8 protein-coding genes are annotated in these 13,902 nt (G+C 55.7%); all 8 read left to right on the top strand.

What is annotated here, in order from left to right:
- Positions 1-191 precede the first annotated feature (191 nt).
- Positions 192-1,439 carry an MdtA/MuxA family multidrug efflux RND transporter periplasmic adaptor subunit gene (locus tag JOE25_RS20105; protein WP_209638236.1) on the top strand — a complete coding sequence of 416 codons (1,248 nt, stop codon included), beginning with the start codon at positions 192-194 and terminating at the stop codon, positions 1,437-1,439.
- Positions 1,439-4,558, top strand: a complete 3,120-nt coding sequence (locus JOE25_RS20110) for an MdtB/MuxB family multidrug efflux RND transporter permease subunit (RefSeq protein WP_209638237.1) — start codon at positions 1,439-1,441, stop codon at positions 4,556-4,558. The genes JOE25_RS20105 and JOE25_RS20110 overlap by 1 nt, the downstream gene beginning before the upstream one ends.
- Positions 4,555-7,635, top strand: coding sequence for a multidrug efflux RND transporter permease subunit MdtC (gene mdtC, locus JOE25_RS20115; RefSeq protein WP_209638238.1), 3,081 nt, complete (start codon positions 4,555-4,557; stop codon positions 7,633-7,635). Before JOE25_RS20110 ends, mdtC begins: the two co-directional genes overlap by 4 nt.
- A gap of 10 nt (positions 7,636-7,645) precedes the next feature.
- Positions 7,646-9,076, top strand: a complete 1,431-nt coding sequence (locus JOE25_RS20120) for an MFS transporter (protein WP_209638239.1) — start codon at positions 7,646-7,648, stop codon at positions 9,074-9,076.
- Positions 9,076-10,458, top strand: coding sequence for a two-component system sensor histidine kinase BaeS (gene baeS / locus JOE25_RS20125; RefSeq protein WP_209638240.1), 1,383 nt, complete (start codon positions 9,076-9,078; stop codon positions 10,456-10,458). Before JOE25_RS20120 ends, baeS begins: the two co-directional genes overlap by 1 nt.
- On the top strand, positions 10,458-11,174 hold the full coding sequence (baeR, locus tag JOE25_RS20130; protein ID WP_209638241.1) for a two-component system response regulator BaeR: 717 nt from the start codon (positions 10,458-10,460) through the stop codon (positions 11,172-11,174). Before baeS ends, baeR begins: the two co-directional genes overlap by 1 nt.
- Before the next feature lie 301 nt (positions 11,175-11,475).
- Positions 11,476-11,814 carry a YegP family protein gene (locus JOE25_RS20135; RefSeq protein ID WP_209638242.1) on the top strand — a complete coding sequence of 113 codons (339 nt, stop codon included), beginning with the start codon at positions 11,476-11,478 and terminating at the stop codon, positions 11,812-11,814.
- Positions 11,815-12,115: 301 nt separating this feature from the next.
- On the top strand, positions 12,116-13,468 hold the full coding sequence (gene yegQ, locus JOE25_RS20140; protein ID WP_209638243.1) for a tRNA 5-hydroxyuridine modification protein YegQ: 1,353 nt from the start codon (positions 12,116-12,118) through the stop codon (positions 13,466-13,468).
- The last annotated feature ends 434 nt before the right edge of the window (positions 13,469-13,902 follow it).

The following is a 13,902-nucleotide window of genomic DNA, read 5'->3' on the forward strand; positions in this document are numbered from 1 at the left end:
ATAAGCCGGATGGCATCGCTTATAAACATAGCACGATCAAATCTACAACTTATTCGGACAATGCTGACGGTTCCTCCATATTTCCTTCATTTTTATGCCGTCTTTCCTCGCTAAACTAGTATTCTGTAAGGAGTGTATTTTTTTGGCAATGCGTGCCCACGCACCTGCCCTTTGGAGAGATTTTCGCCACCATGAATGCAAAAAACCCTCGTCGTTCACTGATACTGCGCCTGCTGGTGGTCATCATCGTGGCGATTGCCGCCGTATTGATTTGGCGTCACTTCAGCGCAGCGCAGCCAGCCGCAGAGACGGCGCCGAGTGCCCGTCGCGCCGGTGCGAATCCAGCGGGTGCAAGCCACGCAGGTGGCCGACGTGGTGGCTCTATATCACCGGTACAGGCCGCGACGGCTACCCAGCAGACCGTTCCCCGCTACCTGATCGGTCTGGGCACGGTCACTGCCGCCAATACTGTCACCGTAACCAGTCGGGTTGACGGACAATTGATGTCATTGCATTTCACCGAAGGGCAACAGGTAAAAGCTGGGGACTTGCTGGCCGTGATCGATCCTCGCCCTTACCAGGTTCTGTTAACTCAGGCACAAGGCCAATTGGCAAAAGATCAGGCCACGCTCGCTAACGCGCGACGCGATCTGGCACGCTATCAGCAGCTGGTCAAAACCAATCTGATTTCACGCCAAGAGCTGGATACCCAAGTGTCGTTGGTCCAGCAAACGGAAGGGGCCATTAAGGCAGACCAAGGCGCCGTCGACAGCGCGCAGCTGCAGTTGACGTACAGTAAGATCATTGCACCTATCTCAGGCCGCGTCGGGTTGAAGCAGGTGGATATGGGGAATTACATCACCAGCGGCACCACTGCCATTGTAGTGATCACGCAAACCCATCCGATCGACGTGGTGTTCACCCTGCCGGAAGGCAATATCAGCGATATCGTCAAGGCGCAGAAGGCCGGCCCGGTGAGCGTGGATGCCTGGGGCCGCACCAATAAAGCCCTGTTGGCGCAGGGCAGCCTGCTCAGCCTTGATAACCAGATCGACACCACCACCGGTACGATTAAATTGAAAGCGCAATACGCCAACGAAGACGATGCGCTGTTCCCTAACCAGTTTGTGAATGCGCGCCTGAAAGTCGCAACATTGCAGGACGCGGTCGTGGTGCCTACCGCCGCCGTGCAAATGGGCAACGAAGGTAACTTCGTCTGGACCATGGATGCAGAAAATAAGGTCAGTAAGCATCTCGTGACCCTGGGTATTGAAGACAGCCAAAATGTGGTTATCGCCAGCGGGCTCAACGCCGGACAACGGGTAGTGACCGACGGTATTGACCAATTGATTGAAGGCATGAAAGTGGAAGTGGTCACACCGCAGACCAAAACGGCTGACAGCAGTGCCAAACCGCATACCAAGCGGGAGAAATCCTGATGCAGGTGATGACACCGAACCCCGGTGGTGGTCCATCCCGCCTATTTATCCTGCGCCCAGTAGCCACCACGCTGTTGATGGTGGCTATCTTGCTGGCGGGGATTATCGGTTATCGCTCACTGCCAGTATCTGCCTTGCCTGAAGTAGATTACCCCACCATTCAAGTGGTGACGTTATACCCCGGCGCCAGTCCAGATGTCGTGACATCGGCAATTACCGCCCCGCTGGAACGCCAATTCGGCCAAATGTCCGGGCTTAAACAAATGCTGTCGCAGAACTCCGGCGGCGCATCGGTGATCACGCTGCAATTCCAATTGGCACTGTCGTTAGATGTCGCCGAACAGGAAGTGCAGGCAGCGATTAACTCTGCCACGAACCTGCTGCCGACCGACCTGCCCTACCCCCCCATTTACAGCAAGGTTAACCCTGCCGATCCGCCTATTTTGACGCTGGCCGTGACCTCAACCGCCATGCCGATGACCCAGGTGGAGGATATGGTGGAAACCCGGGTCGCACAGAAAATATCCCAGGTGACCGGCGTTGGGTTGGTGACGCTGTCCGGCGGTCAACGGCCTGCCGTACGCGTTAAACTCAATGCCCCCGCCATGGCCGCCAATGGACTGGACAGCGAAACGGTTCGCACGGCCATTACCGGTGCCAACGTCAACTCGGCCAAGGGGAGCCTGGACGGCCCGGCGCGTTCAGTCACGCTGTCCGCCAACGATCAGATGAAGTCAGCCGATGAATATCGTCAGCTGATTGTCGCTTATAAAAATGGCGCGCCGATTCGGTTGCAGGATATTGCGACCGTTGAACAGGGTGCCGAAAATACCCGGCTGGCCGCCTGGGCCAACAAGCAGCCGGCGATCGTGCTGAACATCCAGCGCCAGCCGGGGGTCAACGTCATTACCACCGCCGACAACATCCGTGAGATGTTGCCCACGCTGATCAAAAGCCTGCCGAAGTCAGTCGACGTCAAGGTGCTGACGGACCGTACTACCACTATTCGCGCCTCCGTCAGCGACGTGCAATTTGAGCTGCTACTGGCTGTCGCCCTGGTGGTGATGGTCATTTACATATTCCTGCGTAACGTACCTGCCACCCTAATTCCGAGCGTTGCGGTGCCGCTGTCACTGATCGGCACCTTTGCCGTCATGTACTTTCTCGGCTTTTCGATCAACAACCTGACGTTAATGGCGCTGACTATTGCCACCGGGTTTGTGGTCGATGACGCGATTGTGGTGATCGAAAACATCTCTCGCTATATCGAAAAAGGCGAAAAACCGCTCGATGCCGCGTTAAAAGGTGCCGGTGAAATCGGCTTCACCATTATTTCATTGACCTTCTCACTGGTGGCGGTGCTGATCCCGCTGCTGTTTATGGGGGATATTGTCGGCCGCTTGTTCCGAGAGTTTGCCGTCACGCTGGCCGTTGCGATTTTGATTTCGGCCTTTATTTCCCTGACGCTGACGCCAATGATGTGCGCACGCATGCTGAGCCATGAATCGCTGCGCAAGCAGAACCGTTTTTCTGCTGCTTCTGAGCGTTTCTTCGAGCGCGTGATTGCCGGCTACGGCGTTTGGCTGAAAAAAGTGCTTGATCACCAGTGGTTAACGCTCGGCGTGGCACTGAGTACCATGGCGCTCACGGTGCTGCTGTATCTGTTTATTCCGAAAGGGTTTTTCCCCATTCAGGATAACGGTTTGATACAGGGCACGCTGGAAGCACCGCAGTCGGTATCCTTCAGTAAAATGGCAGAACTGCAACAACAGGTGGCCGCCCAACTGCTGCAAGATCCGGCGGTGGAAAGCCTCACCTCGTTTATCGGCGTGGATGGCACCAATGCCGCCCTTAACAGCGGCCGTCTGCAAATCAACCTCAAACCCCTGAGCGAACGCAGCGGCAGCCTGCAAGAAATCATCAACAGGATGCAGCAACAGGCCGCTAAGCTACCCGGCCTGAATTTGTATCTGCAACCCGTGCAAGATTTGACCATCGATACGCAGGTCAGCCGTACCCAGTACCAGTTTACCCTGCAAGCCATGTCGCTGGAGCAGCTCAGCCAATGGGTGCCACAGTTGGTCGATGAACTGCGACAAACCCCGGCATTGCAAGACGTCAGCAGCGACTGGCAAGATCAGGGGTTGGAAGCCTATATCAACGTCGACCGCGACTCAGCCTCTCGGTTGGGTGTCCAAATGAGCGACGTAGACAGCGCGCTGTATAACGCCTTTGGCCAGCGGTTAATCTCCACCATCTACACTCAGGCGAACCAGTATCGCGTGGTGCTGGTGCATGACGTGCAGGCTACACCGGGCCTGGCGGCCTTGAACGATATCCGCCTGACCAGCAGTAACGGCACCATCGTGCCGCTGAGCACGATTGCTAAAATCGAACAGCGCAATGGGCCGTTATCCATCAACCATCTTGACCAATTCCCAGCCACCACGGTGTCGTTCAACGTGGCGGAGGGGTATTCACTTGAGCAGGCGGTCAATGCCATTACCCAGGTTGAGAAAAACCTCAACATGCCGAAAGACATCACCACCAAATTCCAAGGGGCAACGCTGGCGTTTCAGGCCGCACTCGGCAATACGCTGTGGCTTATCCTGGCCGCCGTGGTGGCAATGTATATCGTACTGGGCGTGCTGTATGAGAGCTTTATCCACCCGGTCACTATCCTCTCCACGCTGCCAACCGCCGGGGTCGGTGCGCTGCTAGCCTTGATGATGGCCGGTAGCGAGCTGGACGTGATCGCCATTATCGGCATCATCTTGCTGATCGGTATCGTGAAGAAAAACGCCATCATGATGATCGACTTCGCGCTCGCCGCCGAGCGTGAACAGGGCATGACGCCGTATGACGCGATCTATCAGGCTTGTTTGCTGCGCTTTAGGCCAATTTTAATGACCACGCTGGCCGCGTTGCTAGGGGCACTTCCGCTGATGCTCAGTACCGGTGTGGGCGCAGAGCTGCGCCGCCCGCTCGGCATCTGTATGGTGGGCGGCCTGATCATGAGCCAGATACTGACGTTATTTACCACCCCGGTGATTTACCTGCTGTTTGACAAACTGGCGCGCAATACTCACGTCAAAGAAGAATCGCAGGAGACACCGTGAAATTCTTCTCGCTGTTTATCTTTAGGCCGGTCGCGACGACCCTGCTGACGCTGGCGATTGCGTTAGCCGGGGCGCTGGGGTTTAGCCTGTTGCCGGTCGCCCCTTTGCCGCAGGTAGACTACCCGGTGATCTCTATCACTGCCACTCTGCCGGGCGCCGATCCAGAAACCATGGCGACCTCTGTCGCCACGCCATTGGAGCGCGCACTCGGCCGCATCGCCGGGGTCAATGAAATGACCTCCATGAGCTCACTGGGCAGCACCCGCATTATCCTGCAGTTTGATCTTAACCGTGATATCAATGGCGCTGCGCGTGACGTGCAGGCGGCGATCAACGCGGCACAAAGCCTGCTGCCCTCCGGCATGCCAAGCCGCCCCACCTATCGCCAGATGAACCCCTCCGACGCGCCGATCATGATCCTGACGCTGACGTCCGATACTTACAACCAGGGGCAACTTTATGACTTCGCGTCCACCCAATTGGCGCAAAAAATCTCGCAGACCGATGGCGTAGGCGATGTCACCGTCGGCGGGAGCTCCTTGCCGGCAGTGCGCGTCGAGTTAAATCCGTCCGCGCTGTTTAACCAGGGCGTATCACTGGACAGTGTGCGCCAGGCTATCAGCAACGCCAACCTGCGTACGCCGCTGGGGTCGGCGGAAAGCCAGGACAAACGCTGGCAGATACAAAGCAACGATCAAATCAAGAAGGCAGAAGGCTACAAGCCGCTGATCGTGCATTACAACAACGGTTCAGCCGTACGCCTCAGCGACGTCGCTGACGTCATTGATTCGGTCCAGGACGTCCGCAATGCCGGGATGACCAATGCCCAACCGGCCATTCTGCTGGTGGTAAGCCGTTCGCCCGATGCCAACATTATTGATACCGTCGATCGTATCCGCGCGGAACTGCCAAACCTGAGGGAAAGCATCCCCGCGTCGATCAAATTGAACATTGCCCAGGACCGTTCTCCGACCATTCGTGCCTCACTGGCCGAGGTGGAACAATCGCTGGTGATCGCCATTGCGTTAGTGATCCTGGTCGTTTTTGCCTTCCTGCGCTCCGGGCGCGCCACGTTGATCCCGGCTGTCGCCGTACCGGTTTCACTGATTGGTACCTTCGCCGCCATGTACCTGTGCGGCTTTAGCCTGAACAATCTGTCACTGATGGCGCTCACCATCGCGACGGGCTTTGTGGTGGACGACGCCATCGTGGTCCTGGAGAATATCTCGCGCCACGTCGAAGCCGGTATGAAACCGCTCCAGGCCGCTCTGCAAGGGATCCGTGAAGTCGGTTTTACCGTGCTCTCGATGAGTATGTCGCTGGTGGCGGTGTTTATTCCGCTGCTCTTGATGGACGGTCTGCCTGGCCGCCTGTTCCGCGAATTTGCCGTCACCTTGTCAGTGTCGATCGGCCTGTCATTACTGATATCTTTGACCCTGACGCCAATGATGTGCGCCTATTTGCTGCGCCAGCAACCGGCACACTCGCAGCGGCGGGTTCGGGGTTTTGGCAAACTGTTGTTGAAGCTGCAACAAGGCTACGGGCGTTCGCTGAACTGGGTGCTCAATCATTCGCGTTGGGTGCTGGTTGTACTGTTGGCCACCGTGGCACTGAATGTTTGGTTGTACATCAGCATCCCAAAAACCTTTTTCCCGGAGCAGGATACCGGTCGCCTGATGGGGTCAATTCAGGCTGACCAGAGTATCTCGTTCCAATCGATGCGCGTGAAGCTGCAAGATTTTATGACCATTGTGCGTGATGACCCCGCCGTGGATAACGTCACAGGCTTTACCGGCGGTTCGCGCACCAACAGCGGTTCAATGTTTATCTCCCTGAAACCGCTGTCCGAACGCAAGGAAAACGCTCAACAGGTGATTGCCCGCTTGCGCGCAAAATTGGCGAAGGAACCGGGTGCCAGCCTGTTCCTCATGGCCGTTCAGGATATTCGCGTGGGCGGCAGACAGGCCAATGCCAGCTACCAGTACACCCTACTTTCTGACGATTTGAGCGCCCTGCGCACCTGGGAGCCTAAAATCCGCACCGCCCTGGCCGCGCTGCCCGAATTGGCAGACGTCAACTCGGATCAACAGGATAAAGGCTCGGAAATGGACCTGATTTATGACCGCGACACCATGGCACGACTGGGTATCTCGGTTTCCGACGCCAATAACCTGCTCGACAACGCTTTTGGCCAGCGCCAGATATCCACCATTTACCAACCGCTCAATCAGTACAAGGTGGTCATGGAGGTGGCTCCGGCCTATACGCAAGACGTCAGCTCTCTGGATAAAATGTTCATTATCAACAGTGAAGGCAAAGCGATCCCCTTGTCCTACTTTGCCCACTGGCAGCCGGCCAACGCGCCTTTGGCCGTGAACCATCAGGGGCTTTCTGCCGCCTCGACCATTTCGTTTAACCTGCCGCTCGGTTACAGTCTGGGGGATGCGACCGATGCCGTAACCCGTGCCATGACTGCGCTCGGCGTTCCCTCGACCGTGCGCGGCGCCTTTGCCGGGACGGCTCAGGTCTTCCAGGAGACGCTGAAATCCCAGGTGATCCTGATCCTGGCGGCGATAGCCACGGTATATATCGTGCTCGGCATTCTCTATGAAAGTTATATTCATCCGCTGACTATCTTGTCCACCCTGCCCTCCGCAGGGGTGGGTGCATTGCTGGCGCTGGAGCTTTTCGGGGCGCCGTTCAGCCTGATAGCATTGATCGGCATCATGCTGTTGATCGGCATTGTGAAGAAAAACGCCATCATGATGGTCGACTTCGCTCTTGATGCGCAGCGCAACGGCGGTATCAGCGCACGTGATGCCATTTTCCAGGCATGTCTACTGCGTTTCAGACCGATCATGATGACCACATTGGCCGCGTTGTTCGGCGCTTTGCCGCTGGTGCTAACCAGCGGTGACGGTGCTGAATTACGCCAACCGCTGGGGATCACCATCGCCGGTGGGCTGGTGATGAGCCAACTGTTGACGCTGTACACCACGCCGGTGGTCTATCTGTATTTTGACCGATTGCAGATGAAGTTACGTCGCGGCAAGAAATTGGTCCCGCTGCCTCAATAATGGTTGCCTGATGCTCATAAAACACACCGCCTCAGTGAGGTGGCAACTCTGGATTGTGGCGTTTGGCTTCTTCATGCAGACGCTGGACACCACCATTGTCAATACCGCCCTGCCGTCGATGGCCGTCAGCCTGGGGGAGAACCCGCTGCGCATGCAGTCCGTGATCGTTTCCTATGTGTTGACGGTGGCGGTGATGCTGCCCGCCAGCGGCTGGCTGGCGGATCGGGTTGGGGTGCAGCGGGTATTTTTCAGCGCCATCGTCCTGTTCACGCTGGGTTCCATCCTGTGTGCCCGTTCCGAAACCCTCAATGAGCTGATCGCTTCGCGGGTCATTCAGGGGATTGGCGGGGCGATGATGGTGCCGGTTGGCCGGTTGACGGTGATGAAAATCGTCCCGCGCGAACAGTACATGGCAGCGATGACCTTCGTCACCCTACCCGGCCAAATCGGCCCACTGATGGGGCCGGCACTGGGTGGGTTTCTCGTCCAGTACGCCAGTTGGCACTGGATTTTCCTGATCAATATTCCAGTCGGCATTGCCGGGGCCATCGCCACGCTATTGTTAATGCCTAACTACCGTATGCAGACGCGGCGCTTTGACATCAGCGGTTTTATCATGCTGGCGATCGGCATGGCGACGCTGACCCTGGCGCTTGATGGACACAAAGGGATGGGGCTGTCGGCGACCGCTATCTCAGGCCTGGTTGCAGCCGGTGTGGCGGCGTTGGCCGGCTATTGGTGGCATGCGCAAGGCAACAGTCGCGCGTTATTCTCACTCAGGCTGTTCAAAACTCAGACCTACAAGGTGGAGCTTACGGCAAGCCTGCTGGGCCGTATCGGCAGCGGTATGTTGCCGTTTATGACCCCGCTATTTATGCAAGTTGGCATGGGGTTTTCCCCGTTCCACGCCGGATTGATGATGATCCCGATGATCATCGGCAGTATGGGAATGAAGCGGATTGTGGTACGCGTCGTTAACCGATTTGGGTACCGCAATGTGCTGGTGGCCGCCACGCTGATGCTGGCGCTGGTCAGCCTCAGTTTCCCGTTGGTGGCCATGATCGGCTGGATCTGGCTTTTACCCGTGGTGCTGTTCTTCCAGGGAATGGTCAATTCACTGCGCTTCTCGGCAATGAACACCCTGACGCTCAAGGACCTGCCGGACAGGCTGGCCAGCAGTGGGAACAGCCTGCTTTCGATGGTGATGCAACTGTCGATGAGCCTCGGCGTCAGCCTCGCCGGTATTCTTATCGGCAGCTTTGCCCATCACCAGGTGGTCACCGACAGCCCGGCAATTCACAGCGCATTTATTTACAGTTACTGCTGCATGGCATTGATCATCGCCCTACCCGCACTGGCCTTCGCCCGCGTCCCGGCTGATACCGCGCCCAACCGAACGCTGACCAAAGAGCCGGGGACCGGCACCACGAGGTTGCAATAATGAAACTAGGCATTACCGGCAAGCTGTTCATGGCCATTTTCGCCACCTGCATGCTGGTGTTAATCACCATGCATTGGGGCGTTCGTGTCAGCTTTGAACGCGGCTTTATCGACTACATCAAGAACAGCAACGAACAACGTATCAATATGCTGAGTGAAGGGCTGGAAGAACAATACAGCCGCCACGGCAACTGGGTTTTTCTGCGCAATAACGATCAGGTGATTTACCAGATCATGCGCTCGTTCGAACAAAACAGCGACAGCAGCCACAACTTGCCGCCCAAGGGCTGGCGCACCCAGTTCTGGGTGGTAGACAGCCAGTTTAACCGCCTGGTGGGCCATTCAGGCCCGGTGCCGAAAGAAGGCCCGCGCCATCCTATTCGTTACAACAATGAAATTGTCGGTTGGGTGATCACCACCCCAATAGAGAGGCTAACGCGCAACACCGACATTAATTTCGATCAACAGCAAAGGCGCACCAGTTGGATGATAGTCGCCCTTTCCACACTGTTAGCGGCGGCCGTTACCTGGCTAATGTCGCGCGGGTTGCTGGCCCCGGTCAAACGGTTGGTTGCCGGTACTCATCGGCTGGCCGCGGGGGATTTCAGTACCCGTGTGGCGGTCAGCAGCCAGGATGAGTTAGGGCGGCTGGCACAGGACTTTAACCAGCTTGCCACCTCTCTGGAAAAAAATGAACAGATGCGGCGCGCCGTTATGGCTGACGTCTCGCATGAGTTGCGCACTCCGTTGGCGGTATTGCGCGGCGAACTGGAAGCGCTACAGGACGGCGTGCGCCAACCCACCCCCGCTTCACTCAATTCGTTGCAGGCAGAAGTCTCTACCCTGACCAAGCTGGTGGACGATCTGCATCAGCTGTCGTTATCCGATCTGGGCGCACTCGCCTACCGTAAATCCCCGGTCGACTGCGTGCATCTACTGCAAATTGCGGTTGCCAGTTTCCGCGAGCGGTTTCGTGCCAAGGGGCTGGAGATTGTGACTCTGCTGCCTGAACAGGCACCGCTGTTTGGCGATCCCGATCGCCTCAACCAGCTATTTAATAACCTGCTGGAAAACAGCCTGCGGTACACCGACGCGGGCGGTAAGTTGGAAATCGGCGTTGAACAATCGCCAGACTGCTTGCGTGTTTACTGGCAAGACAGTGCACCTGGCGTCACTGACGAACAGTTGGCGCGTATTTTTGAACGTTTCTACCGCACCGAAGGTTCGCGCAATCGCGCAAGCGGCGGCTCGGGTCTGGGGCTGTCGATCTGTCAAAATATTGTGGAAGCGCACAACGGGACGATCCACGCACAGCACTCGCCTTTAGGCGGCGTGCGGATTACAGTAGAATTTGCCACCCCGTTAATGAATAAGGCGTCATGATGGAAACCCAGAATCAACCGTTGCAGATTATGATTGTTGAAGATGAACCCAAACTCGGTCAGCTGTTGGTGGATTATCTGCAGGCCGCAGGGTACGCCACGCATTGGCTGACCAACGGCAGCGAGGTGGTGCCTGCGGTACATGAGCATAGCCCTGCACTGATCCTGTTGGATCTGATGCTACCGGGGGCCGATGGGTTGACGGTTTGCCGCGAACTGCGCCGCTTTACCGATGTCCCGGTTGTGATGGTGACGGCGAAGATTGAGGAGATCGATCGCTTGCTGGGGCTGGAGATCGGTGCAGACGATTATATCTGCAAGCCTTACAGCCCGCGTGAAGTGGTCGCTCGAGTAAAAACCATCCTGCGCCGCTGCCATCGCCCGCTGGATAATTCGCAGGAAGAAACGCAGCTTCACATCGATGAACCGCGTTTTCAGGCCAGCTATCAGAACCATATGCTGGATCTCACGCCCGCAGAATTTCGTCTGCTGAAAACCCTCGCCAGCCAGCCGGGTAACGTATTCTCACGCGAACAGCTGTTGAACAACCTGTATGACGACTACCGGGTAGTGACCGATCGCACCATCGACAGCCATATCAAAAACCTGCGGCGTAAGCTGGAGCTGATCGACGGAGAAAAATCCTTCATCCGTTCGGTATACGGTGTGGGATACCGCTGGGAAGCCGAGGCCTGTCGGCTGGTAAATGGACTTTAACCGGCCGGACGTCCGGTCTTCTACCGCCAACCCCGGCACCATGCCGAATGCCCGGTAGTGAGCCACTCACGTCGCACCGCGACTCTGCGCGTGTGCGGCGGTAAGCCACGCCGCCTTGTGCCATCACAATCCTCCGTTAGCTTCCTGTGCTACAGCACGATTCGCTGATTGAAACTCAACGCCAGCGCAAAAAATTTGCACGTTTTTTGCGCTACGCTTCTCAGATAAGGTTTGTTAGCCGCTCAGTTTCACGCTATTGGCTACACTTACATCACTTATCGGAACCCACAGGAGAGGAACCATGGCAATCGGTCACTATGAGCTGAAAAAAGCAAAGAATGGACAGTACCACTTCAACCTGAAAGCCAGTAATGGCGAAATCATTTTGGCCAGTGAGATGTACGCCAGCAAAGCCTCGGCGGAAAATGGCATTGCCTCTGTGCAAACCAATTCACCTCACGAAGCGCAATATGAACTGAAACACAGCACCAGCAACCAGCCTTACTTTGTCCTTAAAGCCAAAAACCATCAGGTAATCGGCGTCAGCGAAATGTACAGCTCTGAAACTGCGGCAAAAAACGGTATTCAGTCGGTGATCAAGAATGGCCCGAGCACCGACGTGCGCGATGTAAGCGCATAACAGCATCTGTGCGGCGCGCGATGGCCGCCATCGCGCGTTTTTCTTATGACCAGGATCAATCTCCCTGTAATAAATCCGGTTACCTGCTGATTTCTTGCCGCGCTACCGCTACAATTCCCCGCTTTTACTGCGCCATTTGGGGCGCGTTATACCCACTGGCTTTCCTACCGTAGCCAGGCGGCAAATTCGTGCGTCTCCAGGCGCTTGGTAAGCCCAGTGACCAGGGAGAACGAATACCGCCAACTGCGCTGCGGTTATAAAGACAGAGGTATACTGACCTGAAATCAGACCGAGACTCACTATGTTTACTCCGGAACTCCTCTCCCCGGCGGGCACGCTGAAAAACATGCGTTACGCCTTTGCCTATGGTGCTGACGCGGTTTATGCCGGCCAGCCACGTTACAGCCTGCGGGTGCGCAACAACGAATTCAATCACGAGAACCTGGCGCAGGGCATTAACGAAGCCCACGCACTGGGTAAGAAATTCTACGTGGTCGTGAATATCGCTCCGCACAATGCCAAACTGAAAACCTTCTTGCGCGATCTTAAACCTGTGATCGACATGGGCCCTGACGCGCTGATCATGTCCGATCCCGGCCTGATCATGATGGTGCGTGAGGCCTTCCCGCACATGGATATTCACCTGTCGGTACAGGCAAATGCGGTGAACTGGGCAACGGTGAAATTCTGGCAGCAAATGGGGCTGACGCGGGTGATCTTGTCGCGTGAACTGTCGCTCGAAGAGATCGCCGAGATCCGCACTCAAGTGCCAGACATGGAGCTGGAGATTTTCGTCCATGGCGCCCTGTGCATGGCCTACTCCGGCCGCTGCCTGTTGTCCGGTTATATCAACAAACGCGATCCGAATCAGGGCACATGCACCAACGCCTGTCGCTGGCAGTACAAAGCGGAAGAAGGCAAAGAAGACGATACCGGTAATATCGTGCATATCCATGAGCCTATCCCGGTACAAACCGTTGAACCAACATTGGGTATCGGTGCGCCAACCGACAAAGTGTTCATGCTCTCAGAAGCCCAAAAACCGGGCGAGTATATGAGCGCCTTCGAGGATGAACACGGCACTTACATCATGAACTCGAAAGATCTGCGTGCCATTCAGCACGTGGAACGTCTGACACAGCTCGGCGTACATTCGCTTAAAATCGAAGGCCGCACCAAATCCTTCTACTACTGCGCCCGCACTGCACAAGTCTACCGCCGCGCTATCGACGACGCGGTTGCCGGCAAACCGTTCGATGCCACATTGCTCACCACGCTGGAAGGCCTGGCGCATCGCGGTTACACCGAAGGTTTCCTGCGTCGCCACGTGCATGACGCGCAGCAAAATTACGATTACGGCTCTTCATTGTCTGAACGCCAGCAGTTTGTCGGTGAATTTACCGGCGTGCGCCGTGACGGTTGGGCTGAAGTCGATGTGAAAAACAAGTTCCTGCTCGGTGATAGCGTAGAAATGATGACCCCCGGCGGTAACGTCCTGTTTACCCTGGAGAGCATGCAAAATAAGAAAGGCGAGGCGATCGACGTGGCGCCTGGCAATGGGCATATCGTTTATTTGCCGATCCCACAAGATATCGATCTCAATTACGCGCTGCTGATCAGAAATTTGCCGGATACCAATAGTCCTGCGGCGTAAAATGCAGATTACGCGGCTTTAAGGGCGTTTTTTAGCAAATATTAGAATTGGATCACATCAATTAGTTCGCAGCTTGGTTACCATCAGGCTGCTTAAAACTAAGAACGAAAAATATTTGCATAGCAATACTAGGAACCACCTCCTTAGCCGGTCCAATCTCCCTTGGACTGGCTTTTTCTTTGGTAGAAAAGAAATATCTATAGATATATATCCATGATATTTCAATTACATGCCACATCTGTCTTTAATAACGCTCACGACTATTTCGATATAAAAATAATGCTGCAGCGATAAGTTAATTCATTAACTAAAATCGTTAACACGGCTACGACATATATCTCAAATTAAGCCAATCATTCAGAGATAACCACTGTGTAATGGTTATTCATCCGAATTAACTGAATATTCTTATGGTCTGCCGCCGATAGGTAGTT

The sequence above is a fragment of the Serratia sp. PL17 genome (assembly GCF_017832355.1).
GTDB lineage: Bacteria > Pseudomonadota > Gammaproteobacteria > Enterobacterales > Enterobacteriaceae > Serratia.